This is a genomic window from Sulfitobacter sp. SK012, assembly GCF_003352085.1.
In the GTDB taxonomy this organism is placed as follows: Bacteria; Pseudomonadota; Alphaproteobacteria; order Rhodobacterales; family Rhodobacteraceae; genus Sulfitobacter.
Genome location: NZ_CP025804.1, coordinates 2,238,640 through 2,264,197, shown reverse-complemented (window position 1 = coordinate 2,264,197; position 25,558 = coordinate 2,238,640). Strand labels below are relative to the sequence as shown.

Below are 25,558 nucleotides of genomic sequence, written 5' to 3'. Positions count from 1 at the left end.
TGTCACAATCGAAGTTCTGCCATGCTGACACTGTGTTATTTTGCTTTATTTGCGCCAATGGCGGCTTTTCTGGCGGGTGCAATTGTAGACAGATACAAATTTGAAAAAATAAGACCCTTTCGCGAGGGCATCCTTCCACCACTTGCGCATGCCAAATACTTAAGGCAACGGAGAAACTCCCAATAGCAAAGTATGTGCGAAAATGAGCGCCATGTATGCCAGACATCCGGCTAGTAACCGAAGGCATAGGAACTGGAATGGTTGCAGACTTTGGATGACCGGAGTGATGCTGATCTCATTAATTAAATCCTGCCAATGACTGTGACCGATCGTTCTCTTCTTGCGCCGGTCGATGATCCCCTGCCCTAAAATAGCAAATCCGAGGAAGACACCGAAGAGAATGACGTGTGCCAAATTTCCATTGGGGAGCAGATGCAGGCCAGCCCACAGCGCGAGGGCGACTAATAGCGGGTGGCGTGTCCAACGTACGATACCGGGGCGTGCGGTATCAAATTGATCATTTCTAGCCCCTCCAAACGAAAACCGATTGGGCCTTCCTATGGAGACCGCAAGTAACATGCACACCGCAAACATCCCCACTAGGGTGACGTATTTCTGCCAAACGGCGAGATCCCACAGCAGCACGAACGGTGCGCGGTTCGCTGCAAAGATCAACAGCCCCAACATAACCAAGGACAAGACCGAATAGGCCAAAGTAAAGCCGCGCGACCCAAGCTTTGACACCAAACGGGATTTTATGGCCGGGCGCACTGGGATGGAATGCGTTGCAAAGAAGAGTACAAATACAATGGCAAAGCCGATCCAGTTCATCACTGGTTTTTGCATTTTGGCTGCAGAAGAACGCTGCCGTAGGCAATTGCAAAGCCACCGAACGCGCCCATCCACATTACACCTGCGAGCATGTAAAGCACCAACGAGTGTTCCGGCCAAATCCCTGCACTTAGACGTGCAAAAACCGACCCAGTAATCGATAGATAGATGGCTACAGTCGCCGGTCCTGCTCGCAAGTCACGCCCTGTGTGGCCCAACGTCGCGCGTGTCATCACTGCTAAGGTCATTAAACCAATCGCACCTGCCATCCAGATATGTTGCGCGGCCGCCAGCCCTACTGCGTCGGGCCACAAAATGTACCCCCCGAGGGCTGCAGCGCCGATTGGGACAAACGCGTAGCCCACGTGCAAGACCCATACTAGCGGTTCAGCTTTGGTATGGGTGCCTTTCCAGCGCAGTAAACGCGCGGCGTGTAAGCCAGCCATTACAAGAAGTGCGCCGCCCGTCGCGGTGTGTTTTGGCCAGAATAACCAAGCCAACAACGTGATCAACGTCGCGAAAAGTACGAGTTTGTCAAAGCCCTGCATAACATCCGCAGGCCGGGCATCACGGCCGGTCTTTTTCAACCAATTGCGGGTGAAGGTCGGTATGACCCGCCCGCCAATCAAAGCGATCATCATGAGCCCCGTCGCGAGACCCATACGCAAACCGAACCCTTGGGCTGCATACGCGCCTTGCGCGGCTTCAACATGAAACACCAAGTTAGCAGTTGTGAAAGAAGCCAGCAAAATCACGATGACCAAGTTACGCCAATTTTGGCCTGCAATGATCTCGCGCAGGATGATCGCCCCAAGCACCAAGGGAAAGCTGAGGTCGATTATTATAACGGGTATCAAAGGAAATAGGGCCGATGTCAGAACAGCCAGACGCCCCATACACCAGAGTAATACGAGTGCCAGCAAAGGCCATCCAGCCAAAGGGGGCCGTCCGGTCCAGTTCAGCACAGCCGTCAGGAGAAACCCTGCAATAATTGCCCCAAGATAGCCGAAAAGAAACGCATGTGCGTGCCATGAAACGGGATCAAACCGGCTGGGCAGCGTAAACCCGCCCGCGAGGACAGTCATCAAAATCGTCATTGCCGCTACTGCCCAAAGCGACCCCAACAGGAAAAACGGGCGCAACCCAATGGAAAAAAACGCAGACGGCGGTTTTGCAGGCTGCGGTTGAATTGGTGCGTCCAAGCTGGTCACTGCGCAGCCTCAGAAATGAAATCTGGAATTTGTGCAGGCAGCGCGCAATCCGCTAACGTATAAGCATCAAGTGACGTCAAAAAGGCCGTCTCGGCTGCTCCCAAAAAACCTTTCAGTTTGCAGACCGGTGTGATGGTACATGCGTTACCGCTGCCTTTGTAGCACTCTACCAAAGCTTGATCTTTTTCCAACAATCGGACCAGATCACCGACGCGGATTCTGTCCGCAGGTCGGGCCAGCATTGCGCCACCCCCGCCACCTCGTCTGGTCTTTAGGATGCCTTCGTTGGCTAACACTGCAATCACTTTGGTTAGATGATGTCGTGAAATACCGAACTCATCGGCAATTGCCGTTGTGCTCCACGCACGATCAGGATCGCTTGCGATCCGCATCAAAGCCCGTAGGCCAAAGTCAGTAAAGGTTGTCAGGCGCATCTCCGACTCCTTTTGAGTTTACAATTCTGTCGCCGCACCTTAAACGGTATTTAAAATACCAATTCAAGCTGGAATATGGTTATGGTGATCAAGAACTGCATCGGAACATTGCCGCGCTTGGCTTGGTTAAGTGTTGGTTTGCTTGCACTGGGGATAGGTGCGTTTGGCGCGGTCTTACCCCTATTGCCAACAACGCCTTTTGTTTTGCTCGCGGCCTTTGCTTTCGCAAGAGGATCACCGCGCCTGCGCTTCTGGCTTGTCGAACACCGCGTGTTCGGTTCGATAATTGCAGATTGGGAAAGCCACGGTGCAATTGCACGCCGCTACAAGGTTTTGGCCTGCTGTGTCATGGCGATCACCATGATCGGTAGCTTTTTGATGGGGTTTCCAACGACCGTACTTATCATACAATTGTTGACCTTATCAGCCGCAGCCACTTACGTCCTTACCCGCCCAAGTGCGGGCGGCGCACGCTAATCAGCCAGCCCAAGGCGGCCAGCCAGCATGCCACGGCGGGAACTCCTGCCCATCTAAGGAAAACCTTTATGAAACAGCCCATTTTTTGCGCTATAGCGCTGTGTATTTCCTAGCATTGTCTTTTCTGAAACGACGGTCGTGCAAACGGCCGATCCCCCAAATCAAACGGTTTATGATGTGGCCACGCTAACGCAACTGGCGCTGGATGCCGAAGGCAAACCGTCGGTGATCCAGCTGTCCTTGCCTGACGGTGAAGAAATCGCGGCCCATGGTACGGACAGCGGTCTGCGGCTGATCACAGTTGTTACAGGTGATTTATATTGGGGTGATGGTGATGCCGTCGATCCAGCGGCTAAGATGATTTATCCAACCGGCTCAGTTTTGATGCTCCCCTCAATAACACCACACTAGCTGACCGCTCATGCGAGGCCGCAAAGGTCAAATGCCTTAAAGCTCTAGAAAAGGGACTGGGTAGGATATCCAGGGGATGCGATGGCCCTGGTGTTTCTGGGGACTGCTATGTTTTCGCGTCCTTGGCTGACCACGGCTCATGCGACCGCCAACATTAGAAAGACGACGAGCGGGCCTTGCTTCAGCGCCCTAGGACGACGGCTTTATCCGCTCCGCTGGCCCCCTCCCAAGCGACTTGGGCGCGACGGTTGCGCGCATCCCAATTGGACTCTTGTGATTCAGATCAAGGGTCATTCGCACAGCTCCCAGTAAGCTAAAACTTGCAATTTTTTCTTGGAGTGACGTTTATGAAAGCAACCATAGTTGTCATCCTTTGCATCCTGGCGCTGGTACTTGCCGCTCTGTTCGTTTGGAGATTGCTTGATCACAAAGCTGACCGCGCCGAATTTGAGCGTCTTTTGGTCCTTCAACCTATCGATCCCCCCATATTTACAAAAAGCCTCGTTGCAGACCAGCCTGACCCCGCACGTCGCTACTTCGAGTTTGTAATTCATGAAGGGACCCCACTCTACACCGTGGCAAGGATCGAGATGGCAGGAATGTTCGGCCTCGGAAATAACGATGAACCAAACTACATGGCCGTGAGTGCGCAGCAGATCTTGGCGGCCCCTGAAGGATTTATCTGGAAAATGTCTGCGGGTACCGGGCTTAAAGCCATTTCCGGCTCGGATAGTGCTCGCTGGACGCGTTTCTGGTTAGCTGGATTGGTGCCTGTAGCACGGGCAGGTGGAACTCCAGATCACACTCTGTCAGGATTTGCACGATACGTGTCGGAAGCCGTGTTTTGGACACCCGCAGCGCTGTTGCCGAGGCCGGGTGTGGAATGGGACGCCTTGGATGCGAATACTGCACGTGTGACGATGGTGCAAAACTGCAAGACCCAGTCAGTCGATGTGACAGTTGATGCGGACCTTCCGCTTGGTTGCTGTCCGCGATATGTGGAGCAAAGTGTCCGGTCGTGGCACCAGCGACGCGTCGCCGCACGTCATGGCCGTCGCCGCGTAATAAGGAGCCTGCCCATGTCGTTTCGTCGCCTTGCTCTTGCCGTACTACTCATCGGTGCAATGCCGAGTGTGTCGTTGGCGCAATCTGCTGAAGGTGCTCCTTCGCAGCTTTTTCTGGAACTGAATTCGATTAGGGATGTTGGCGGTGCGTGCCGATTGACGTTTTTAGCGCGCAACGAGACGGGCGTTGCGATCGACAAGGCCGTGTTCGAGACGGTGATATTTGACACATCAGGCGGCGTGGTGAGCCTGTCGCTTTTTGATTTCCGCGACCTGCCAGCGGACCGGCCCCGGGTGCGTCAGTTTGAGCTCCCGGCAATGGCCTGCGACACTGTGGGACAGGCGCTGATCAACGGCTCAAGTTCTTGCATCGTCGATGGTGCCGAAAGCGGGGTGTGTCATGAGGCACTCTCACTTGGCAGCCGTCTCGCGATTGAGCTGCTCGGATGAGCGCCCTAGACACGCTGTTCGGGATCCTCGACCTCGGTGGACCGGTGGTTGCGATCCTACTTGTGATGTCGGTGCTGACACTCGGTGTCACGCTCTACAAACTTTGGCAATTTGCAGTCTCCGGCGTAGGCCGGCACCGGGTGCTTTCCGAGGCGTTGACAGCTTGGGATACAGGCGACCGGCCGGCGGCTCAAGCGCGTCTCGCCCAGAGCCGCAGTTACCTCGCACCGCTTCTGGGCAAAGCGATGAAATCGCTGGACCAGCCTGGGATTAACGGGCGGCTCGATGCCGAAGCTGGGCTGGCGCTCGCGGGTCTCGAGCGCGGCTTTCGCCTGTTGGACACAGTCGCACAGATCGCACCACTGCTTGGGCTTTTTGGCACAGTACTTGGCATGATTGAGGCGTTCCGGAGCTTGCAGTCGGCCGGATCTTCGGTTGACCCGTCGCTGTTGGCAGGCGGAATTTGGGTGGCTTTGCTGACGACAGCCGTCGGCTTGGCGGTCGCCATGCCGACGTCGATGATCCTTGCTTGGCTCGAAAGTCGCACCGCGCGCGAGCGGATCTTTGCAGACAAGGCGCTACGTACCGTGCTGGTACCAGCCCAGAGCATGCCAGCGGCAATGGGGGCAGAATCCCCCGCAGCCGCCCCCTCACATGCGTAACGCAGCACCCTTTATCCGACGGGCAGTTTCGATGACCCCGCTCATCGATATCGTGTTCTTGCTTTTGCTGTTCTTCATGCTGACCTCGACCTTTTCGAGCTACGGCGAGATCGAGCTTAGCCAGGCAACTGCCGGGGCTGCCACGCCTAGCGAGCCATCGGAACGGGCCTTTGTCCAGCTTGGTGCCACTCGACTGGTATTGAACGGCGCGCCAATCGCGCTGGAAGACCTGACCGAGCAGCTAGAAACCGGACAGGTGCTGGTCAGCCTTGACGCCGATGCGTCAGCGCAACGGCTGGTCGATCTTCTGGCTCTGCTGCGCGGGCGTGCTGAGCTGACCGTCATGGTGCTGGAGTGAGCGCATGATATCCCCTGCTCCTCCGCGCAAAAAACGCGACTCGACCATTGCACTGATCAACGTAGTCTTCTTGATGCTGATCTTCTTCCTGATCGCAGGCACGGTGGCACCCCCGCTCGATCCCGGATTGGAACTTGTGGACACATCCGACCTCGAAGGGCGCGAGCCGCCAGATGCACTGGTGCTGCGCCAAGATGGGACGTTGAATTTCCGAGGTGTTCCGACCGATCCGGCGGCCTACATGGCCAACCATGGTACGGGGCCAGTACGGATTGTGCCTGACCGAAACGCCTCTGGTTCGCGACTGATGGAGGTCACCGGCGCGCTCCGCCGTCTGGGCGCTCCTTCCGTCTTCCTTGTTACCGTTCGGTCGTTAGAATGATCCGAAGATCTACAGCCATTGCTGCAGCGGCCATTCTGCTGTCGCTCTTGGTGCACTTCCTCGGTCTGGGCTTTGCCCCCCCCATCCAACCGCAGCCATCTACCGAGGAAACCACCAGCGATGTGGTTCGAGTGGGAAATGCGTTTGAGGACGTCGCCGAAACCCTGTCCGAGCCTGTCGCGCCCGAAAATACACCAAGCCCAGAACCGGAACCGGCGACCGAACCGGAGCCGGAGCCCGCAGATACGCCGACCAGCGAGGCGCTTGTGGCCTCTTCCAACCCACAACAAACCGTTTCACCCGACACGGGTTCGGCGCAGGCCGTGCAACCTCAGTCAACAGGGCCGTCCGAGCCGGAGGAAGGCCAGGTCCCCGACCCAGAGACCGTGGAGCCGTCAGGTGAAACAGGAACACCTGCCGATTTGCCTGAAACCTCGCAGGTTGAGCCTGAGACAATTGCCGAAGCGCCGAAGGGGGAACCACTGGCAAGCGTAGAGCCCGTCGAGACAATCACTGCCGAGCCGGTGCCCAGCCCTCCCGTTGCTCCTCCTGTCACGCAGCAACTCGCGGCCTTACCACCAGAAGCGATCGCGCCTGCTTTGCCTGTCACACCAGCTCCTGAGCCCTCGGCGATCCCTGTTATCCCGCTGGGCGTAGAGACGGTCGCCCCTGAAACTCCGGAGACGACGGTCGATCCCACGCCTAATGATGCCGAAACCGAAGAGGCCGAAGATGAAGGTACCGGCTCCGATTTGGCCGTTGTCTCTTCAAAGCGCCCGCAATCACCACCACCTCGGCCAGCTGGGGATTCCTCGGGCGATGCTCAGCGTACCCCACCGCCACTCATTGAATCGCCGCTAGCAGCCTATCAACGCAACGGAACCGATCTTAATTTCAAACAAAACGGCGGAACCCGGTCTGGCGGGATCGGCTTCCAGAATTCTGGCGGCAACGGGAACTCTAACGTCACCAACTATGCCGGTTCGGTTCTGGTCCATTTAAACCGTGTTGAGACGGTTCGTGTCTCAGGCCAAGGGTTTGCTTGGGTTAAGTTTGAAATTAATCCTGACGGAACGCTGGGCTGGGTCGACATTATTGACAGCTCAGGCTCGCAGGAAATCGATCGCGCGGCAGAAGCGCAGGTTCGAAACGCAGCACCGTTCCCGCTTCCACCGGAAGGTGCCAGCCGAAGACTGGCGTTTTTCTACCGAATCTATTGATCAGATGGGCCGCCCGGGCGAGCGGCCCCCCCTCGAGCTGCCGAGACTGCGCGATCACCAGCGCTTGGCCATCTGCCACGCTTGCACTCCGTCCACCAATGAACATTTACTCAACGAAACAAGGGGGAGCACTGCCCCCCGATGTTCGCCTTTGCCGAGCGAAGCAAGTCTCAAACAGATTATCCTGATCTGAGTGCCACAAGCGCTAGATAAGAAATTCAATCAGACGAAATCAAAATCGGATGATGTAACATCATCCCTGTTTAACCCCACAAGAAAGACGTCTACGTTGCCGAATTCGACCAGTAGTCCTGCAGCCGTGTCCGTAAATTCTAGGTCAGACATATTTTCCGCACCGTTCCAGATGCGAATGGTGTCATTGCCTTGAAAATCCGTGATCCTGTCTCTGCCTGAACTGGCATTGAAGATGAATATGTCGGCACCCGAACCGCCCGTAAGAGCGTCCGAACCACCATCGCCACGAAGCCAGTCATTCCCGCTTCCGCCAAACAACGCGTCATTCCCATTGCGGCCTGCGATGAAGTCATTGCCACCCTGGCCCCAGAGACTGTTGGCACCATTATTTCCAACCAGAACGTCGTTGTGATTAGACCCAAGTAGGTTCTCGACTGACGTGTAGGTGTCGCCTTTGGCTTCGCCGGAGTTTGTGCCAGTGAGGATAAGGTCGGCGCGCAGGCCAGAGGTCGCAGTGTTGTACTCTGCGCGGTCGATACCTGCCCCGCCATCAAGGCGGTCAGCCCCCGTGCCGCCATTCAGCCGGTCGTTGTTGTTCCCACCAAATAACTTATCGTTGCCACCTCGGCCGACAAGCAGGTCATTTCCGTTGATCCCTGCGAGTGCGTTGGCACCGTTATTGCCAGCAAGAACGTCGTTGTGATTAGACCCAAGTAGGTTCTCGATTGACGTGTAGGTATCGCCATTGGCTTCACCGGTGTTTGTGCCAGTGAAGATAAGGTCGGCGCGCAGCCCAGAGGTCGCAGCGCTGTACTCTGCGCGGTCGATACCCGCCCCGCCATCAAGACGGTCAGCCCCCGTACCGCCATTCAGCCGGTCGTTACCCGTGCCACCGTTTAGACGGTCGTTGCCGTTGCCGCCATTCATCCAATCATTACCACCTCGGCCGACAAGTAGGTCATTTCCGTTGATCCCGACGAGCGCGTTGGCACCGTTATTGCCAGCAAGAACGTCGTTGGAATTGGACCCTAATAGGTTCTCGACAGACGTGTAGGTGTCGCCATTGGCTTCGCCTGTGTTTGTGCCAGAAAACATAAGATCGGCACGCAGGCCAGAGGTTGCAGTGTTATAATCTGCGCGGTCGATACCTGCGCCGCCATCAAGGCGGTCGCCCCCCCTGCCGCCATTCAGCCGGTCGTTGCCCGCGCCGCCGTCCAAACTGTCATTGCCGTTTCCGCCGTAAAGATTGTTCTGGGTCGAAGAACCTTCCAAAATGTCATTTCCAGCCAACCCGTTGAGATTGCCGGCAACCCCTTGCGCCAGAGCCAGCCAATCGGCGCTGTCGGTGCCTGTCGTTCCCGCAGAAACGACTTGTCTCGCAGTTTCTCCGGTATCCAATTGCAGTGTTGCTGAAGTGCGCGCGAAGTTCTGGGTCACCATCACAGCATTGAAACCCATTTGCGTACCCGTTTCGATCCCAATCCCGATGACGGTGACATCAGGATTGAGGATGTTGGCCCTGTGTCCTGGGCTATTCATCAGACTGTTGTGTAAGTCGACTACATCATCGCTCAGGCCCGGTGCCCCTCGCTCGCTCTGCCAGGCGATGTTTTCCGCCCATGTCCAGCTGCCCGAAAATACAAAGTCAGCGTCCCGCATTCGATCGCCCGGTGACGATCCATTGATACCGGTGTGCGAAAATCTGTCGGTCTGAAGCATCCAATCGCTGTGATCTTCTGCCGCGTCGTTCAGTCTGAGTTCCAACTGAACTGGATCGAGTCCTCGCGATGTGCGCTCGGCATTTATAAGGTCAAGCATCTGTCGTTCGAGAGAATCGGCCTGTGACATAAGAGATATCCTTGTGAGTTATCGAGTTTATTTCTCCCTTTGGTGGCAGGATTAAGGCCATGTGAAAGACACAGAGTTCCCGACACCAGTTGTCGGCGAATAGCGGCCAGATTTTTGAAGCCCGTGGTGCGGGAAACCGCTCGATAATATGGCATTTGAAGCGACAGCAATAAGCCGCGCGGGCCGACCCTTGTTTTCGGCGAGTACCCGCACGATCGAGCGGTCAATCTTGCCCCAAGACCGACTCAATTGCGGTGCAAAAACCCAATCTGAGACTCACTGGTCGAGCCAGAATACTCTTGGCAAGACAATGTGTTCTCGCGGCTGGGGCTCTTTGAGGTCCCGGCTTTAGAAGCCTGTCGCTGCTTCCATGCGAACTCGGGTTCTGTTCGGCTTGCAGGTCCTAGCACGGACCGCCGCCAACGTCTCTTTCCCGCACGTACTACTTCAAATGTCCTTGCTAAACTTTCCTGAGGTCGCGGCACATAGGGTTCCCGTCTTCTCGTGCCATCCAGCGGCGTTCCGGCGGCAAATGCTCGAACTTTCACTCGCGAAATCTGCGGATACGATCACGGCCTCGCGGCCCAGCTCTTTTCGTCGACAACTAGCCGCAGAATCTAACTATCGCATCCGGTCGGGTTCAGAACCGGCACAAGGCCGTCGCCATCGCTCTGCCTTCCAGCAGGTTTGGTCGTGCTGCAAACCCCTGCGCTCAAACCTCTTGCATCCACCCTGATCCAAACCGCCAAACTCAATACCGTCGACCCACACACTTGGCTTGCATGGATTTTGCGACGCATCGCAGGAATATAATCAATAAGTTTAACGAATTCATGCCGAGAATTATCGTTCTGAACAGTAGGCAAGGCCCCTTGCTTTAGGTCAGGCAAATCTATCCGTTAAGCGCTGACGTCAAACATTGCAAAACCATGCGTCTACTGTGATTGTGATTTCGACTATTCAATTTGAGAAATGAGCCCCGCATACTAAAAAAATACCCTCTGGGTTTATCGCGACGATGTGTTTGGTCGCAGTCCTAATGTAGTTAGAATACCAAAGTGGTAATAGACTCGATCTTGATGAACTTGTAATACCGATCGGAATATTCATTTGCGCTGTTGTGTATTATTTTTTTAAAAAATGAATAGGAAAAAATCTAACTAAAACAAACACTAATATGAAAAATTGTACAATCTGATTAATTACACAATCGATGTTCCCGACGGCCTTTCCAGTTTTGATCCATGAGGCTATCAACCTTCAAGTTACCCACTTCGTACCACTGGCAACGCTGCAACTGCGGTACCGATTGGCGTCGGCGGGAGTTGCGCAGGGGTCGTCAAATCCACCGGAGTGGGTATCAAGGTCGGCGTCAAAACCTGCAATTAGGGCGGAGCAAAAGTCGGGCATTTGGTGCCGTGCCTTGATCTTGACGGTCTAACCCATGGTTCCAATCGCATCGCTGAAACAAAGCAGCAAAAGCTGCAGCACCGTTGAAGGTTTTCCGTAGATATCTGTAATGCTTTGGTTTTCTATAGAGTTGTGCAATGGTCTCGAGGGTTAAGGCATTCCACTGGGTGAATGTCAGCTGAAATTGGAAGTTAAAAATTTATGACAACGTCAACAAAACTAAGGAGCCTTGCGACTGGCATCGCTCTGACAGCCCTCGCAGGTGCGGCTAGTGCTGCGACAGTGACTTTCGACCTTACTTACAGTGGATCGGCCCAAGGGACATCCGCAACTGCGTCAATCTCGTTGGACGATGTAATTTTCGAAGGGGCAGCAAGCGGGAATTTTCCTGGATCGGGAATTACAGCATTTTCCATTACAGTTGAAAACGGACTAGGCTCATCGACGTTTGGCTTGTCAGATTTTGATGAATTCATATTCTTTAGCTCTGGCCCATTGGACGGTACAATTGATTTGGTCGGTCAGGCTGACTTTCAGGATTTTAACTTTTTTGGACCTGAGCTTTCTGGAGTAGAACCATTTGTGTTTTCGGAGGGCGGTTTTAGACCTCGCTTTGCAGCGCTAAGCATTGGCAACCCTGAAAGACCAGAAGGACCTGAAGGGGATTTGTATACCCTGACGTCCTTTGCGCCAGCGACAGTCGCCGCAGTTCCGCTGCCCGCGGGCGGTGTTTTGCTGATAACTGGCCTGTTGGGCCTTGCTGCAGCACGTCGGAAAAGGAAATCCGCGTGATCGTCAGCTAAAAAAACAAACCGCAGCGCCTGAGCTTTGGCGCTGCGCCTCTGACGTGATCACAGCCCAGCCTAATTTAACGCGCTCAAGCGCCCGATGGATCATCCGCCAAAGGGTTTAAAAAGTGCTCTGTGACGTGCTTCACAGACCGCGCGGGCAAATTAGGGTAACGTGAAGCCAGCCAGAGGAGATGATTATGTTTATCCATACCTATAAAACCAAAATTACTCAGGCAGTTGCTCGGACTTTTCGGGCGTGTTGCCGGATGCAACGGCGGGTGAACCGCTTCCACTAAAAGACCATTTGTAAGTTCAAAGTTTGGGGGGACGTAAGTTAAGTCCCCTTTTTTCCTATTTCCTTAGTTTGTAGAGTTGGTGAGCCCGGGTTCGGCGCTGGCAAGCGTGGCGCTTGGGGTAAACCTAAGAAGCCAACAGTAGATTGCGCCACACATCCCACTCATGCGGAACCCAAGCCACTCAAGACGCCGCAAGTCTAGCTGTGAAATTTCACCCTCCTGCTTGTTTGGAGGAAAACACACCTGCTTATCGGGTGTTTGAATGTTTGCACTAGGTTTTCAGGATCATGAACCCACACAACACCATAGTGCATCGTTGAAAAAGAGGGTCGTCCATTTGGACGCCCCCCTTTGTGATGGTTCTTGTTTTCCTCTTAGAAAATCAACTCAAAGTCAGCGTTTGTAAGTTCACCGATGAGCGTGTTTTCGATGGTTATGCTATCCCGGGCGCTGAGGGTAATGACCGCGTCATCGCCCAGTTGGCTGAATGCCAGTTCCGAGATGTCCGTGATCCCATAGCTGCTGATCTGAATCATATCGATACCGATCTCGAAATCTGTGATGGTATCAGCCCGGGTGCGATCATCAGTAAAGATAAATATATCAGCACCTTGGCCGCCGGTGAGTTCATCATCACCCCACCCGCCGATAAGCTTGTCCGCGCCATTCCCGCCATTCAGGACATCTTTGCCAGCGCCGCCCAACAATTTGTCATCGTCATCGCCGCCCCAGATTTTGTCGTTGCCGTTCTCGCCGACCAATGTGTCATTGCCGCTGTCGCCATAAATACGGTCATTGGCATTTCCGCCGTTGATGTCATCGTGGCCATTTCCGCCTTCGAGTTTATCGTTGTCTGAACCGCCTAGAACGACGTCGTTGCCTTCGCCGCCTTTGATTTGGTCCTTACCTGAACCACCGATCAGCAAGTCGTTGCCTTCTCCGCCGTCAATCGTGTCCTGACCTGTGCCACCATCGATTGTATCGTCTCCGCCAAGGCCATAGACCCGGTCAGAGCCGCCAGCCGTCAGGTAGGTCTCACTCGCTTCGGTGCCGGTGAATGTGTCACCGCCTTCGGTGACCTCGATCACGGGTGCTGCGTCCAGGATGAAGTCGTCGTTGGTCAGCATGCCTTCAGCCAAATCCACGAGTTCGATATAATTGCCATCACCGGTACTGATCCGGACGCCATCGGCCGATCCTTGGATCCCCAGCTGCGATATGTCCCAAACATTCAGTAGGGTTAGGTCGATCTTGTCCTCGCCTTGGGTGAAATCGGTGATGATGTCCTGTCCGTCACCATTGCTAAAGACGAAGGTGTCGGCCCCTGCCCCACCTGTCATGAGGTCATCATCTTTACCGCCAGTGATGAAGTCGTCGTTATCACCACCATCAATTGTGTCATCACCCTTTTCACCGATCAGAGTGTCATTGCCTCCGTCGCCGTTCAACACGTCTTCTTGGTTGCCGCCGTCCATTAGGTCGTTGTCAGCGCCGCCCGACATGATATCGCGACCGTTGCCGCCCAAAAGCGTGTCATTGCCTTCGTTGCCTGTAATTCTGTCATTGCCGCAGACACCATCGATGTTGTCATCGCCCAGGCCCCCAGTAACCACATCAGATCCACCAAGCGCTACATAGGTATCATTCCCGCCCAACAGATCAATTCGGTCAGACGTCATGTTCCCTATGAGGTTGTCGTCCCCTTCTGTTGGGCCGGGGATTATCACTTCTGCAAGCGTCACGGTATAGTTGACACCCGCTGTGGCGCTACCGTCGGTCCCAAAGGCAAGCACGACTGGCCCTGACGTTGACGCGGTGTAGGTGACGGTTAATTCAAATGTGCCGATGGCATTGGGGGCAGACGCCGAAATCCCATCAACGTTAAAATTTAGGCTGACGGGGTTGCTTTGCGCGTCGCCAGCAACCGTGAAGGTATATGTGTTGCCTGCGATGACATTGATCGAAGCCGTGTCCAAGACATCTGTACCTTCAGGTCCGGCCAGATACTCAATCCCTACGGTGCCTGATAGTTGATCGCCGACTTCGATATCGATCGCTTGTTGGTCATAAAAAGAGTCCTCAAAAAACGTAACTTCACTAACAAGCGTCTCAACATAAACAGCCGACATAATACTCTCCAAAAAATCCAGCAATTCACAAATTTCACACTTGCTGAACGGTCGCCCAAACCCAGAGAGTTGATACCACAAGATTTGACCAGTGGTTGAAAAATGGCCTAAATATGGCCTATTTATGGTTAATTCTCGTCATGCGGGAGTTCTTCGTTTACCTCTTAGAAACAATGAGAGTTATCCTTCGGCTTTGTAGATTTAACTGTGAATTACAGGTGCGAATCTGTTCTGCTACCGGTGCATCGCGCTGTGCAGAGTTTCTGAGTTAGCTTTGCGTTTTCCCGTGAGATCCCAGACCAGAAGTTGTTCGATCTGTTTGTGTTACGTACCTGTCTTTTGGCCCAAAAGTCCTCGAGTGTTTTGGCCACACCGCGATCGCTGCTGCTGGTATTATCAGCATCGGAAGCTGGCTGACGATCTTTTCCGGGGCGCTATGTGGGCAGATTGTGGACCGCTTTGGGGGCCGCAACGTTGTTTTGTCAATTTGCATGGGGGGCGCAATCGTGTCCCTTTTGCTGCTAAACTTGCCAGGTGCCGGACTTGGCGCAAGCCAGTGTTTCGGTTTGGTTGGCATGGCCCCGGCTGGGGTCATCATGGCAATGTCCGGACAAGCGCTGCGCCCATAGGTTCGGGCATTCGGAATGGGCATATTTTTTACAATCTACTTCGTGATCATGTTGGTCGCGCCCCCGTTCGCGAGCGCATTACTGAACGGGGCCGGAAGCACGCAGGGGCCAATATGGCTTGCCATCATTTTGTTTGCATCCGTGGTCCCACTTGCGATTGCATTTCAGCATTTCAAAAGCCAACCTAATCAAGCCGTTGAAAAGAGAGTTTGATCATGGACATTCGGAAAACGATTTTCACCAAAGAAATCATATCAGCAGATGAAATGGGCAAGTCGTGCGAACCGATTACGCGTGTCGCCGCCATAGCAGTCGTTCGAAACCCCTTTGCAGGGATCAATCAAGAAGACCTTTCGAAGTTATTCGAATTTGGTGCGCTGCTTGGCGGATCTCTGACAGAGGAACTGGTGAATATGCTCTCAGGGATACCTATTTGCTATGGCAAAGCCGCCCTTGTTGGATCGTCAGGCGCAATGGAGCATGGCGCTGCGGTGCTGCACCCAATGCTTGGGAAACCTGTGCGCGATGCCGTTGGGGGCGGAAAATCACTGATGCCCTCAAATCACAAAGTTGGGCCTTTGGCAGGTACCATTGATCTACCGCTCGGGCACAAAGATGAGGCATGGTCATTTGATCACATCGACACGATGACCCTTTGGGTGCCCGACGCACCGCGCGCAGATGAAATCTTGCTGTGCATCGGATTATCGGACGGTACTCGGGTGCACCCGAGGGTCGGCAAAGGCCCAAGTAATTCTTAGCAAGTATCGGTTTGCTGGCAGGCCTTCCGAATAGCAGATAGTCTTGCGGTTTGCAGTATTGGTAAATCGGGCTCTGGGCAGTCATTCACTGCGGGATTCTTAAAATTCGCAAATCCGGAACAAAGTGAGCTTTCGCAAGACAAGCACCAATGACTGATATGGTCAGAATTCGTAATTCAATCTTGGTACAACTGATCGGCGTAGCCAAACAGTGCCGGTTGCCCGCCCGTGTGCCAAAACAGAACACGTCTTCCGCTACACTCATCTTCTTGTGCTTTTGCGATCAGTGCTGCCATGACCTTCCCAGTATAGACTGGATCTAGGAACAATCCTTCCGTCCGGGCCGTCCGTTCAATTGCTGCGCGGGTGTGAGTAGCCATTTGGCCGTATCCGGGCCCAAGCGCCGCATCAGTCAAGTGCACGTCTTCCGGAGTGACAACCCGGTCATCCACGCCCAACAAAGCCGCTGTGGCTGCCACTCGTTGGAGGACGCGCGCGGTCTGTTGCGTTGCATTTCGGCGGACGCAGACACCGCGCACCGGGGTCTTGTCGCCAATCAAACGAAGGCCAAGCAAGAGACCAGCATGGGTTAGCGCACTGCCAGACGCGACCACGATTTCATCAATGCCGCCAACTGCCTGGATTTGCGGCAAAACTTCTATCGCCGCCCGGACGTATCCAAGGGCGCCTAACGGTTTGCTGCTAGCGCCAAGAGGAATAATGTAGGGCGTCTGACCGCTACCCCGCAGCGCATCCGCAATCCGCGCGATTTCAGCGTCGGCACCGGCCTCATCTTCGCCTTCAGGGTAGGAATGAAGCGTCGCGCCAAGCAATCTGTCCAAAAGCACGTTACCGTTTGTGCGGTGAAGATGAGAGATGTCGGGCACACGTTCTTCAAGCTGAATGTGACACTCCATGCCAAGACGGCGTCCCATTGCAGCAGCGATGCGTACAAAATTTGACTGTACGGCCCCTGTGATAAGCAGGACGTCGGCATGAACGGCTTGCGCGGCACCCAAATAATATTCCATCTGCCGGACCTTGTTGCCGCCAAATGCAATGCCTGTGCAGTCATCCCGCTTTACAAAGAGTGACAATCCTAGTTCTCGGCCGAGATTTGGCATGGCCTCCAAAGGGGTCGCCAGATGCCCGATTTCCGCTCGAGGGAACCGTTCAAGAGTGGCCAACAAAAGGTCGTCATCTTTCATCTTTGGTCCGTGCCTCAAATGTAATTCGCGAAGAGAATTACCATCGCTTCCTAGGAAGTGACAACACGCAGTTGAATTGGCTGTCCAAATTCACTGTTTCTCACGTGCGGTGATTGGGTATCTTGAACGATGATGGCTCATTTGGGCTCAGAGGCAACATCTTTTGGTTTGGATTTGGTGCAAATGCCAGCGAAGCGGACAAATCTGACTAATGGTTGTTCGCAGCACAATGTCCGCTTCTTGCACCTCATGCCCGCTAAAGAAACTAAGGTTTGTGTTTGCAGGTGCCACGTTCGATCAACGCAATATCGCAGCTGACTCGCCGTCTCTCTGTCAATTCACCGATGATAGATCGACTAAGGTGCTCCCCAGCTTGGCGTCCGATTTCCCGGGCCGGGAGGCGAATGGTTGTCAAACCAGGCTCCACTTCGTTTGAGCCTTTAAAATCGCCAATTCCAATTATGGATAGGTCTTCGGGAACGCTCAGGCCGCAACGTCGCGCGGCATACAAAACCCCCATCGCTAGAACATCATTTCCACATAGTATTGCGCTTGGGCGGTGCTTGTTTTTCAGGATCTGCAAGGCCGCGTCTTTGGCGTCAGCAATACTGTATGAGCTTTCAATATCCCATTGAGGATGAACGTGGGCACCAACTTTGGTCAGAATGGACTGCGCACCACTTCGCCTATCGCGTGCGCGGTCGTTGTCAGTCGTCGGAGGGAACACCAAACCAATGTCCAAGTGACTGAGATCCGCAAGATGTTGGGCGGCCAAGCTACCAGCCATCTCATTGTCTGCCCCAACGCAGGATAGCCGCGAGTTTTCAGTATAATTCCAGATCGAAATCGCTTGGATATTTTGGCGCTCTATCAGTTCGTAGGTTTCCTCTGAATGGTCCTCCCCGATAATGGCTACACCGTCGACGCGGTGTTCCAGAAATTTCCGTAGAACCGCGTATTCCCTCTCCAAGTCGTAGCCATGCGACGCGATAAGTATCGTGAAGCCATGTTCGTCAACGCTGTCGGAAAAGGCTTGGATCACCTCGGCAAAGATCGCGTGATCGATTGTGGGCACAACCAACCCGATGGTTCCGCTGCGAATTCCATGCATGGTTTGGGCCGCGCGATTGCGAATATATCCAAGCTTGCGCACAGCTGCATCAATCTTCTTGCGAGTCGCCGGATTGACCAGTTCTGGATGATTGTAGCTACGTGAGACTGTTGAAATAGAAACCTTCGCACGCTTTGCTACAGCGAAGATATCTACCTTATTTTGTTTACTATCAGCCATTTGCCAGTGCCTTTTGGAGTCTTTATGAAAACATTTGCAATACTATTTTCATCACCTAACCTCAAAGGTCAACAACAGGTATGACTGGGACGTTTGAGAAATGGAATTCATCTACTACTTTGGTGACGTCTTCACGCCGATCAATTTTGGCCTACTTCTGTTGGGCACAATTGGTGGCTTAATTCTTGGCGCGACACCGGGATTATCGCCTACAATGGCCGTTGCCCTGCTGATCCCGTTCACCTTCCAACTCGAGGCAGCTCAAGGGCTGATCTTGCTTGGCGCAGCCTACACATCAACGGTCGCAGGTGGTGCGGTTTCGGCAATCCTCCTCAAAATTCCAGGTGCGCCCGCAAATATCGCCACCACCCTTGATGGGCACGCGATGGCGCTAAATGGTGAAGGTGCCAAAGCCTTACAGCTATCGTTCTTATCGTCAGCGGTTGGCGGTGTGTTCGGCGTTCTTCTCCTCATTTTTCTGACGCCCGTTTTGGCACAATGGGCACTCGCATTTGGCCCAAGCCATCTGTTCTGGCTCGCGATCCTTGGGGTGACAGTCATTGGATCACTGGATTCCAAATCGGTGGTCAAAGGATTGCTCTCAGGTTGCATCGGCTTATGGCTTGCAACAATCGGATTTGACGACATCATGGGCGCGCAGCGCTTTATCTTTCACCCCTCTTTGGGCGGCGGCATCAACATCATCGCGGCACTCATCGGGTTGTTCGCAATCCCTCAGGTCATCACCATGTTTGCAAAAGGCCGCAAAAACGACGGGGCCGAAGCGATCCAAGTCAAAAAACACCCAATCAAAGGGGCAATATCCGAGCTTTTCCGTTACAAACGCGCGATGGGCATCGGCACGATCACCGGCTCAATCATCGGATTGATACCGGGTGTCGGTGGCCAAATCGCAGGGCTTGTCGCCTATGATCAATCCAAGAAATTCAGCACTGATCGCGACAAATTCGGCACCGGTCATCCCGAAGGGTTGATCGCTGCGGAGTCTGCTAACAACGCAATGGTAGGTCCTTCATTGGTCCCCCTCCTCACGCTCTCGATCCCCGGGTCTCCTACCGCTGCGGTCCTGCTCGGTGGCCTACTGATCCATGGCATCTTTCCCGGCACTGATCTGTTCGACAACCACCCTGACGTGGCGTGGACCTTCATCAACTCGATGCTCATTGGGCAAATCTTGATGTGTATCTTTGGGCTTTATGTGGCGGGTATGGCCGCGCGGGTCGCCCAAGTTCCACAGTCCATGATGGCCGCGATTGTGCTGGGTCTTGCCGTCTTCGGAAGCTATTCGGTTCAATCCAGCATGGGCGATGTCTATGTCATGGCCTCGCTCGGGGTGATGATGTATTTCCTTGAACGGTTCGGTTTTTCCGCGGCACCACTCGTCCTTGGTCTAATCCTAGGGCCCATCGCGGAAAGCAACTTCATCCAAGGCAGCATGATCGCTACGGCCACTGACGGTCTCGCCCCCTATTTCCTAACTGGCATATTGAACCTGTTCCTCATAGCGGTTGTGGTCCTGTCGATCCTTTACTCTGCCTATATGGAGCTCAGATCACAGCGCTACACATCCAAAGAGGAAATCATGGCATGAGCACTATCTCCCTGCCCCGTCTTCAGCACATCATTGGCTCCGGTATCGTGGCAGCCGTCGGAGTAACCGTCTGCTACATCAGCTACACACAACAACCGTCCGAGGCGTTTCTATTCCCGCGCCTGATCTCAACCGTATTTGTTGTCTTAGCGATCTGGACCTTCCTCAAGGCCTGCCTTGGGTGGACCAAAGTCGGCAACGGCATCTCCATGACACAGTTCAAAAACCTAGCACCTGGGTTGGTCATCGCACTGATCTACATTTTCTGGGTGGCCAAAGGCCTCGGGTTTTACACAGCCACAACAATCGCGTTTTTCATTCTGCTTAGCCAGTACGACCCTGCGCCACACAATGCGCTGAAATCATGGGTTAAGCGCGTCATCACAACGGCCTGTTTTATGGCCGTTATGTACGGTCTCTTCGCACTACTGCTCAAAGTGTACACGCCGCGGGAGATTTTTTTCTGAACCGCACAAGCGGCAGAATTCACTTAAGGGAGGAACTACAATGAAAAAGTTACTAGCTGGGGCCGCCTGCGCCCTAATGGGCCTGACCCAAACAGCGTCTGCTGACGGTCATGCCAACTATCCAGAGCGCCCCATCATGATGATGGTCAGCTACGGCGCGGGCGGTGCAACCGATTTTCAGGCGCGTATCGTGACCATGACCGCTGGCAATGAGGACGCGTTGGGCATGCCAATCGCAATCCTGAACAAGCCAGGAGCTGGTGGCCGTGTCGGTTGGAATTGGCTTGCGGGACAAGCCGAAGCAGATGGGTATACGCTTGGGGCCTACAACATCCCCCACTTCATCGCGCAATCCATCAAAGGTGGCGTTGAGTACAGCGCAGAATCCTTTGAACCCATCGCAAACTGGGGTGCAGATCCTGCGGTTCTTGTCGTTGGAAAAGATAGCGAATTCAATACGCTAAAAGACGTAGTTGATTTCGCGAAGGCTAACCCTGGCAAACTGACAACATCAGGCGCAGGACTGTTTGTTGGCCACCATATTGCAGCCTTGCAAATGGAAAAAGCTGGCGACATGAAAATAGCCTACATCCCAACAAAGGGCGGTGGTGCAGCAGCAATGAAAGCCGTGATCGCAGGCGACGTTATGGCAGGCATCAATAACCTGTCTGACGCTTTTCGCGCCGAACAAGCGGGCAATGTCAAAATCCTCGCCGTAGCTGATTTAGAACGGAATGAGTTCCTGCCAGACGTTCCTACAATGAAAGAAGGCGGTTTGGACGTTGATAATGCCTCCGTGAACTTTCGTGGCGTGATGGTGCCAAAAGGTACACCGCAAGCGATCATCGACAAACTGGCGGCAACGGTCCCAACGATGTTCGAAAACAAGCGCGTAGCCAGCAAAATGAAAGCTGGTGGTTCTCCCATGCACATCATGACGCGCGACGAAGTGCTGGCCATGTGGGCCGCACGTGAAGAGACCTTGAAAGACCTGCTCGCAGGTCTGTAGAGCCACACGATATCAAATAGATCCTCACCCGGTATATCGGGTGAGGATCATCTCTTAAACAGTAGGAAACGTCCCAAATGACCGTTCTTGATGATCTTGCCGAAGTCGAAGCCGTTGTTGAAAGCGCCCGCTCCGCGCAACGACGTTTTGAGGCAAATGGCTCTCAAGTTCGCTATGACCGCGCAGCCCAGGCTGCTGCATGGGCGATCATGGAGCCCTCCAGAAACACTCGCCTTGCTGAATTGGCCGTTGAAACAACTGGCCTTGGCAACGTGCCCGACAAAATCACCAAAAATCACCGCAAAACATTGGGTTTGATGCGCGACATTGCCACGGCCAAAACCTACGGCGTCATCAGCGACAACGCTGAAACAGGTATCACCGAAATTGCCCGTCCGATCGGGGTGATTGGGGCCGTTGTGCCTTCGACAAACCCTGCCGCGACGCCCGCAAATAACATCATCAATGCCCTGAAATGCGGCAACGCAATTGTGTTGTCCCCCTCCCCAAAAGGCGTACCGGCCTGCGAGGTCTTAATTGGGTATATTCACGCTGAATTCGACAAGATCGGTGAAGACCGTGATCTGGTTCAAATGGTCCCCGGCAAGGGCAGCAAAGAAAAAACCCAGCGTTTGCTTGAAATCAGCGATCTGATCGTGGTGACGGGATCACAAAACAACGTCAGACGGGCCTATACATCTGGGACCCCTGCGCTCGCCGTGGGCGCAGGCAACGTCACAGTGATAGTCGACGAAACTTGCGATCTGGATGCAGCCGCCGAAAAGATCACCGCCTCCAAAACATTCGACAATGCTACCTCTTGCTCGTCTGAGAATTCAATCGTCGTGGTCGATGCAATCTACGATGAATTCATGGCTGCTCTGGCTATTGCAGGTGGCGTTCAGGTGACCGACGAGGCCAGAATAATCAGCAAATTATGGCCCGACGGACACCTCAACAGGTCTGTCATTGCCCAAGACGCGGACAAAATGTTGCAAGCGTTGGCTATGGAAAATGAGGTGCCCGCAAACACCAAATTCCTAGCCGTCGAAACCAAGGGCATCGGACCTAATCATCCGCTTTCAGGTGAGAAACTTTCCCGTGTCGCAGCGCTCTACCGCGCCCACGACTTTGACGATGCGCTCAAGATCACCAATGAGATTATGGCCTATCAAGGGGCTGGTCACTCCGTTGGTCTGCATTCCACCTCTCCAGAACGTGCGCTACAGCTTGGTATGGAAATCCCAACCTGCCGGGTGATCGTCAATCAGGCGCACACCTTCGCAACCGGTGGGTCCTTCACCAACGGAATGCCGTTTTCTCTGTCGATGGGATGTGGATCATGGGGGGGCAATTCGATCGATGACAACGTGCATTGGAAACACTTCATGCAAACGGCCAAGATCATCCGTGAAATCCCACCACGCGAGCCAAAGGTCGAAGATATCTTTTCCGATTACTGGGACGCCGCGGGTAAATGAACTTGTCTTACGATACGCCGCCGGAAGGAACGTTGCGCGACTGGATTAACTACCGGGCGCAAGGCGCTGATATTGCGTTTGTATTTCCAGAAGGAGAGATCTCGCTAAGTTGGAAAGATCTGCGAGACGAAGCTGCCAAAATAGCGAGGGCGATCACAGCTCAAGGAATAGCAAAAGGCGAAAGCATCGCAATCCTTCAACCCAACGGGCGCGAAGGTGTTTTGGCCTTCTACGGTGCGGTCTACGGTGGGTTTCGCGCAACAATGGTAAACCTTGCAGCTGGGCGAGACGCTATCGCCTATGCTTTGGATCATTGTGAAGCCCGCATAGCGCTGGTTCATGATAGCGTTTGCGACTTGTTTGAAACAGCGCGCCCCAAAAAAATGGTACGGCTGAGTTCATTCATTGAAAATGATGTCGAACTGCACAACGTAAGCGCGTCCGATCACGCGTTGCTCATGTACACCTCGGGCACCACCGGACGGCCAAAAGGCGTGGTACATACGCAGTCCAGCTTGCTCGCTGGGGGGTGGACACCCACTGTGGCGCATCGATTGACCGATCAAGACCGCGCGCTTTGCGTTTTGCCAATCTGTCATATCAACGGGTTGTGCGTGACTGTCATGGGAGCGTTGGTTTCGGGTGGTTCCGTGGCAATGGCCGAAAAATTCTCGGCCAGCCGGTTCTGGGATCAGATTAAGACCTATGAGGCGACGTGGTTCTCTGTCGTGCCCACAATCATCTCACACCTGCTGCACAACGCTGCAAACCCTGACGAAAACAGCAAACAACGCCTGCGATTTGGCCGCTCGGCTTCGTCAGCCTTAGCGCCCGATGTGCAAACTGCGTTCGAGACGCGCTTTGGCCTGCCGATCATCGAAACCATGGGGCTTACAGAAACTGCAGCACAAATCCTGTCTAACCCCCTGCCCCCGGGAAATCGCAAAATCGGCTCCCCTGGCATCGCATTTGGAAACGAGGTCACGATTCTCGCGGCAGATCTCAGCGAATGCGAAACGGGTGTTGAAGGTGAAATTGCCGTTCGCGGACCAAATGTCATGCTTGAATACCTCAAAAATCCAGAAGCTACGCAGTCCACTTTCCACAAGGATTGGTTGCGTACTGGTGATCTGGGGCGCAAAGACGCTGATGGGTATCTTTTTGTCACAGGACGGCTCAAGGAATTGATCATCAAAGGCGGCGAAAACATCGCTCCGCGAGAGATCGACGAAGCGCTTTATGCCCATGGCGATGTGGTCGAAGCGGCAGCCTTTGCACGCCCTTGCGAAATATACGGTGAACGGGTCGAAGCCGCAGTGCGGGTTTGCGAAGGATCGACCCTCACGGCACAAGACCTCATCGCGACCTGCATCGAAAAATTGGGCCAATTCAAAGCGCCCGATCATGTGCATTTCCTACCCGAACTGCCGAAAGGTCCTTCCGGGAAAATCCAACGGCTTAAGCTGCAAGAAATTCTTTAAAGGTGACGCCTGTTATATAGCTCGCCGCAAGCAGATGTGCTCTTGCGGCAAAAATCACTTCCAAGTCTCATCCAAAGGTGGTCCGGTCGTCGATCACATTTATGTTCGCGCTGAGCAACGCGAGGGCCTGCAAAGGCACCCGGAAGTTCTCTAGAGACCAAAGAAGCCAAGTGAATGATGTCTTTGCACATTTTGTAGAAATTCTTTCACACCTCAGCATTGGGCATTTTGGATTACACAAGGAAAGTTGACCGCCTGCATTTTTGATGCGGTCCCGCGGCGTTGCGGCAGGCTGGGTGTTACGCATGGTGACCCTCGCGGATTAATTGGAACACTAAACCCAAACAAGAGAAAAGCGTCTGAGAGAGAAAACCAGAACGGCCTCAATATCCGCAATCTCTTTGAGGCTCAGAAACCTTGCGATGTTCTATTCGTTGCCTGTGCAATCTGTCATTGGACACCGGTGAAAGGAGCGTGTCCTCCTTTGAAGAAGCCGATGAACGACGCATAGCTATTGCAAAGGATATTGAGCCAGCACAAAGCCACCCGTATTGAAGGCACATATACGCGTCGCAGGAACGGAGCTGGATCAGATCACAGGTCAACGAGCTGGTTCTGTCGACGCCCACTCTGACGTGAGCGTCTCATGAACTCTAACCGCGCGACTTCATGCCGAAGATATGGCATTTACCGCAACGAACCGGATCACCGTTTACCGGAGACTCCCGTCAAAGAAGTTATCGTTGTCACGAATGGCCCCTATGCAGCTTTGATCATCGGTGGCAGAACAACTGACTGGGCGTGTCCCGACATAGATATACCGCCTAGAATAGGTGGTTCCGTTGTCACGGACAAATTCGCGCGTGACAGACCGGTAGGTGTCCCCACGGTAAGCAAACGTTCCTTCAGTTTCATTGGCCGTTTCCACGCATGCGCCAAGTGTGAGTGCAAAAAGCAGTATTGCAGCATGTTTCATCGAATATTCTCCAGTCCAAACAAGAACAATAAATGTTACATAGCCCGGCATATTCCAAGTGGAATGCCTACGCCTTCATATGAAGCGGTTTTAATGCCTCAATCAAGTGCTGCGGGCACGCTGTGTCGATTTGTCGACGCTGTGTTCATAAACTCGCCAGCGATGGTGAAGCCAGCACGCGCTTTGGAAAATATCATAAAAACCAGAGCTTACGTCATTGGCTGTGAACTTTCGATTGCACAAGCTACGCCTGCGTCCGAAGCGCTCAACATACGCAATCGGTTTGATCTCGATTAACCCGACAGAGTGCAAAGTTGGGCATTGGCTTCCAAACTAGAAACGGGCGTCAGTATGAATGGCGCACAGCTTGCCCCTGCGTTTCCATCTACCACCGTTTTGCATTGCAAACCGTTATAGGCAGCCACGAAAACCGGTAGGGGCTTTTCGAATTAGGGGCCACTGGCCTTCGCCCTT

Annotated in this window: 24 protein-coding genes; 16 read left to right on the top strand and 8 right to left on the bottom strand. The window is 53.8% G+C overall.

Annotation, left to right across the window (positions count from 1 at the left end):
* Positions 1-159: 159 nt before the first annotated feature.
* The 3 genes from C1J03_RS11065 to C1J03_RS11055 are packed head-to-tail and all read right to left on the bottom strand — an operon-like array spanning position 160 to position 2,476.
* Positions 160-846, bottom strand: coding sequence for an NnrU family protein (locus C1J03_RS11065; protein ID WP_254694252.1), 687 nt, complete (start codon positions 844-846; stop codon positions 160-162).
* Entirely contained in the window at positions 831-2,042 is a 1,212-nt protein-coding gene (locus C1J03_RS11060; protein ID WP_254694251.1) for an NnrS family protein, read from the bottom strand. The genes C1J03_RS11065 and C1J03_RS11060 overlap by 16 nt, the downstream gene beginning before the upstream one ends.
* On the bottom strand, positions 2,039-2,476 hold the full coding sequence (locus tag C1J03_RS11055) for an Rrf2 family transcriptional regulator (protein WP_114886449.1): 438 nt from the start codon (positions 2,474-2,476) through the stop codon (positions 2,039-2,041). The genes C1J03_RS11060 and C1J03_RS11055 overlap by 4 nt, the downstream gene beginning before the upstream one ends.
* Before the next feature lie 81 nt (positions 2,477-2,557).
* Here C1J03_RS11055 and C1J03_RS11050 point away from each other — a divergent pair, with 81 nt between their 5' ends.
* From C1J03_RS11050 to C1J03_RS11020, 7 genes are all read left to right on the top strand, one after another.
* Entirely contained in the window at positions 2,558-2,953 is a 396-nt protein-coding gene (locus tag C1J03_RS11050) for a YbaN family protein (protein WP_174234459.1), read from the top strand.
* Positions 2,954-3,091: 138 nt separating this feature from the next.
* The gene (locus tag C1J03_RS11045) at positions 3,092-3,364 is read left to right on the top strand and encodes a hypothetical protein (protein WP_114886445.1); all 273 of its coding nucleotides are present in this window, start codon (positions 3,092-3,094) and stop codon (positions 3,362-3,364) included.
* 347 nt (positions 3,365-3,711) lie between these two features.
* A complete protein-coding gene (locus C1J03_RS25730; RefSeq protein WP_254694250.1) occupies positions 3,712-4,878 on the top strand; it encodes a DUF6544 family protein in 1,167 nt (388 codons plus the stop codon).
* Positions 4,875-5,540 carry a MotA/TolQ/ExbB proton channel family protein gene (locus tag C1J03_RS11035; RefSeq protein ID WP_114886443.1) on the top strand — a complete coding sequence of 222 codons (666 nt, stop codon included), beginning with the start codon at positions 4,875-4,877 and terminating at the stop codon, positions 5,538-5,540. Before C1J03_RS25730 ends, C1J03_RS11035 begins: the two co-directional genes overlap by 4 nt.
* Positions 5,541-5,571: 31 nt before the next feature.
* On the top strand, positions 5,572-5,898 hold the full coding sequence (locus C1J03_RS11030) for an ExbD/TolR family protein (protein WP_114888964.1): 327 nt from the start codon (positions 5,572-5,574) through the stop codon (positions 5,896-5,898).
* A gap of 4 nt (positions 5,899-5,902) precedes the next feature.
* Entirely contained in the window at positions 5,903-6,280 is a 378-nt protein-coding gene (locus C1J03_RS11025) for an ExbD/TolR family protein (protein ID WP_114886441.1), read from the top strand.
* The gene (locus tag C1J03_RS11020) at positions 6,277-7,500 is read left to right on the top strand and encodes a cell envelope integrity protein TolA (protein WP_114886439.1); all 1,224 of its coding nucleotides are present in this window, start codon (positions 6,277-6,279) and stop codon (positions 7,498-7,500) included. The genes C1J03_RS11025 and C1J03_RS11020 overlap by 4 nt, the downstream gene beginning before the upstream one ends.
* Positions 7,501-7,722: 222 nt before the next feature.
* Here C1J03_RS11020 and C1J03_RS25545 read toward each other — a convergent pair whose 3' ends face one another.
* Complete coding sequence (locus C1J03_RS25545) at positions 7,723-9,543, bottom strand: CAP domain-containing protein (protein ID WP_174234458.1); 1,821 nt, start codon at positions 9,541-9,543, stop codon at positions 7,723-7,725.
* Between the two features lie 693 nt (positions 9,544-10,236).
* Here C1J03_RS25545 and C1J03_RS26065 point away from each other — a divergent pair.
* On the top strand, positions 10,237-10,356 hold the full coding sequence (locus C1J03_RS26065) for a transposase domain-containing protein (RefSeq protein ID WP_216825915.1): 120 nt from the start codon (positions 10,237-10,239) through the stop codon (positions 10,354-10,356).
* A gap of 798 nt (positions 10,357-11,154) precedes the next feature.
* Entirely contained in the window at positions 11,155-11,745 is a 591-nt protein-coding gene (locus tag C1J03_RS10995; protein WP_114886437.1) for a VPLPA-CTERM sorting domain-containing protein, read from the top strand.
* 669 nt (positions 11,746-12,414) lie between these two features.
* On the opposite strand, the gene C1J03_RS10990 is transcribed toward C1J03_RS10995, so the two are convergent.
* A complete protein-coding gene (locus tag C1J03_RS10990) occupies positions 12,415-14,169 on the bottom strand; it encodes a calcium-binding protein (RefSeq protein ID WP_114886435.1) in 1,755 nt (584 codons plus the stop codon).
* Between the two features lie 844 nt (positions 14,170-15,013).
* On the opposite strand from C1J03_RS10990, the gene C1J03_RS10980 reads away from it, so the two are divergent.
* Positions 15,014-15,559: an amino acid synthesis family protein gene (locus C1J03_RS10980; protein WP_114886434.1), complete on the top strand. Its 546-nt coding sequence runs from the start codon at positions 15,014-15,016 to the stop codon at positions 15,557-15,559.
* A 176-nt stretch (positions 15,560-15,735) separates the two neighbouring features.
* On the opposite strand, the gene C1J03_RS10975 is transcribed toward C1J03_RS10980, so the two are convergent.
* Positions 15,736-16,767 carry a D-cysteine desulfhydrase family protein gene (locus C1J03_RS10975; RefSeq protein ID WP_114886431.1) on the bottom strand — a complete coding sequence of 344 codons (1,032 nt, stop codon included), beginning with the start codon at positions 16,765-16,767 and terminating at the stop codon, positions 15,736-15,738.
* A 265-nt stretch (positions 16,768-17,032) separates the two neighbouring features.
* On the bottom strand, positions 17,033-18,058 hold the full coding sequence (locus tag C1J03_RS10970; RefSeq protein WP_114886429.1) for a LacI family DNA-binding transcriptional regulator: 1,026 nt from the start codon (positions 18,056-18,058) through the stop codon (positions 17,033-17,035).
* 100 nt (positions 18,059-18,158) lie between these two features.
* On the opposite strand from C1J03_RS10970, the gene C1J03_RS10965 reads away from it, so the two are divergent.
* The 5 genes from C1J03_RS10965 (at position 18,159) to C1J03_RS10945 (ending at position 24,108) form a co-directional block, all read left to right on the top strand.
* Positions 18,159-19,670, top strand: a complete 1,512-nt coding sequence (locus tag C1J03_RS10965) for a tripartite tricarboxylate transporter permease (RefSeq protein WP_114886426.1) — start codon at positions 18,159-18,161, stop codon at positions 19,668-19,670.
* Positions 19,667-20,137 carry a tripartite tricarboxylate transporter TctB family protein gene (locus C1J03_RS10960; protein WP_114886425.1) on the top strand — a complete coding sequence of 157 codons (471 nt, stop codon included), beginning with the start codon at positions 19,667-19,669 and terminating at the stop codon, positions 20,135-20,137. The genes C1J03_RS10965 and C1J03_RS10960 overlap by 4 nt, the downstream gene beginning before the upstream one ends.
* A 40-nt stretch (positions 20,138-20,177) precedes the next feature.
* On the top strand, positions 20,178-21,146 hold the full coding sequence (locus C1J03_RS10955) for a tripartite tricarboxylate transporter substrate binding protein (RefSeq protein ID WP_114886423.1): 969 nt from the start codon (positions 20,178-20,180) through the stop codon (positions 21,144-21,146).
* Positions 21,147-21,223: 77 nt separating this feature from the next.
* Positions 21,224-22,627: an acylating sulfoacetaldehyde dehydrogenase gene (gene sauS, locus C1J03_RS10950; RefSeq protein WP_114886420.1), complete on the top strand. Its 1,404-nt coding sequence runs from the start codon at positions 21,224-21,226 to the stop codon at positions 22,625-22,627.
* Positions 22,624-24,108, top strand: a complete 1,485-nt coding sequence (locus tag C1J03_RS10945) for an AMP-binding protein (RefSeq protein WP_114886418.1) — start codon at positions 22,624-22,626, stop codon at positions 24,106-24,108. Before sauS ends, C1J03_RS10945 begins: the two co-directional genes overlap by 4 nt.
* A gap of 712 nt (positions 24,109-24,820) precedes the next feature.
* On the opposite strand, the gene C1J03_RS10940 is transcribed toward C1J03_RS10945, so the two are convergent.
* On the bottom strand, positions 24,821-25,084 hold the full coding sequence (locus tag C1J03_RS10940) for a hypothetical protein (RefSeq protein WP_162798514.1): 264 nt from the start codon (positions 25,082-25,084) through the stop codon (positions 24,821-24,823).
* Positions 25,085-25,177: 93 nt separating this feature from the next.
* On the opposite strand from C1J03_RS10940, the gene C1J03_RS10935 reads away from it, so the two are divergent.
* Positions 25,178-25,381, top strand: coding sequence for a hypothetical protein (locus tag C1J03_RS10935; protein ID WP_114886414.1), 204 nt, complete (start codon positions 25,178-25,180; stop codon positions 25,379-25,381).
* Positions 25,382-25,558: the final 177 nt, after the last annotated feature.

Bases quoted from the DNA above. Each gene is read 5' to 3' on its own strand.
- C1J03_RS10995 (WP_114886437.1), top strand. From the start codon at position 11,155: ATGACAACGTCAACAAAACTAAGGAGCCTTGCGACTGGCATCGCTCTG.
- C1J03_RS11050 (WP_174234459.1), top strand. From the start codon at position 2,558: ATGGTGATCAAGAACTGCATCGGAACATTGCCGCGCTTGGCTTGGTTA.
- C1J03_RS11055 (WP_114886449.1), bottom strand. From the start codon at position 2,476: ATGCGCCTGACAACCTTTACTGACTTTGGCCTACGGGCTTTGATGCGG.
- C1J03_RS25730 (WP_254694250.1), top strand. From the start codon at position 3,712: ATGAAAGCAACCATAGTTGTCATCCTTTGCATCCTGGCGCTGGTACTT.
- C1J03_RS10970 (WP_114886429.1), bottom strand. From the start codon at position 18,058: ATGGCTGATAGTAAACAAAATAAGGTAGATATCTTCGCTGTAGCAAAG.
- C1J03_RS11030 (WP_114888964.1), top strand. From the start codon at position 5,572: ATGACCCCGCTCATCGATATCGTGTTCTTGCTTTTGCTGTTCTTCATG.
- C1J03_RS10965 (WP_114886426.1), top strand. From the start codon at position 18,159: ATGGAATTCATCTACTACTTTGGTGACGTCTTCACGCCGATCAATTTT.
- sauS (WP_114886420.1), top strand. From the start codon at position 21,224: ATGACCGTTCTTGATGATCTTGCCGAAGTCGAAGCCGTTGTTGAAAGC.
- C1J03_RS10975 (WP_114886431.1), bottom strand. From the start codon at position 16,767: ATGAAAGATGACGACCTTTTGTTGGCCACTCTTGAACGGTTCCCTCGA.
- C1J03_RS11035 (WP_114886443.1), top strand. From the start codon at position 4,875: ATGAGCGCCCTAGACACGCTGTTCGGGATCCTCGACCTCGGTGGACCG.
- C1J03_RS10945 (WP_114886418.1), top strand. From the start codon at position 22,624: ATGAACTTGTCTTACGATACGCCGCCGGAAGGAACGTTGCGCGACTGG.
- C1J03_RS10955 (WP_114886423.1), top strand. From the start codon at position 20,178: ATGAAAAAGTTACTAGCTGGGGCCGCCTGCGCCCTAATGGGCCTGACC.
- C1J03_RS10960 (WP_114886425.1), top strand. From the start codon at position 19,667: ATGAGCACTATCTCCCTGCCCCGTCTTCAGCACATCATTGGCTCCGGT.
- C1J03_RS25545 (WP_174234458.1), bottom strand. From the start codon at position 9,543: ATGTCACAGGCCGATTCTCTCGAACGACAGATGCTTGACCTTATAAAT.
- C1J03_RS11065 (WP_254694252.1), bottom strand. From the start codon at position 846: ATGCAAAAACCAGTGATGAACTGGATCGGCTTTGCCATTGTATTTGTA.
- C1J03_RS10940 (WP_162798514.1), bottom strand. From the start codon at position 25,084: ATGAAACATGCTGCAATACTGCTTTTTGCACTCACACTTGGCGCATGC.
- C1J03_RS10990 (WP_114886435.1), bottom strand. From the start codon at position 14,169: ATGTCGGCTGTTTATGTTGAGACGCTTGTTAGTGAAGTTACGTTTTTT.
- C1J03_RS11025 (WP_114886441.1), top strand. From the start codon at position 5,903: ATGATATCCCCTGCTCCTCCGCGCAAAAAACGCGACTCGACCATTGCA.
- C1J03_RS11020 (WP_114886439.1), top strand. From the start codon at position 6,277: ATGATCCGAAGATCTACAGCCATTGCTGCAGCGGCCATTCTGCTGTCG.
- C1J03_RS10980 (WP_114886434.1), top strand. From the start codon at position 15,014: ATGGACATTCGGAAAACGATTTTCACCAAAGAAATCATATCAGCAGAT.
- C1J03_RS10935 (WP_114886414.1), top strand. From the start codon at position 25,178: ATGCCTCAATCAAGTGCTGCGGGCACGCTGTGTCGATTTGTCGACGCT.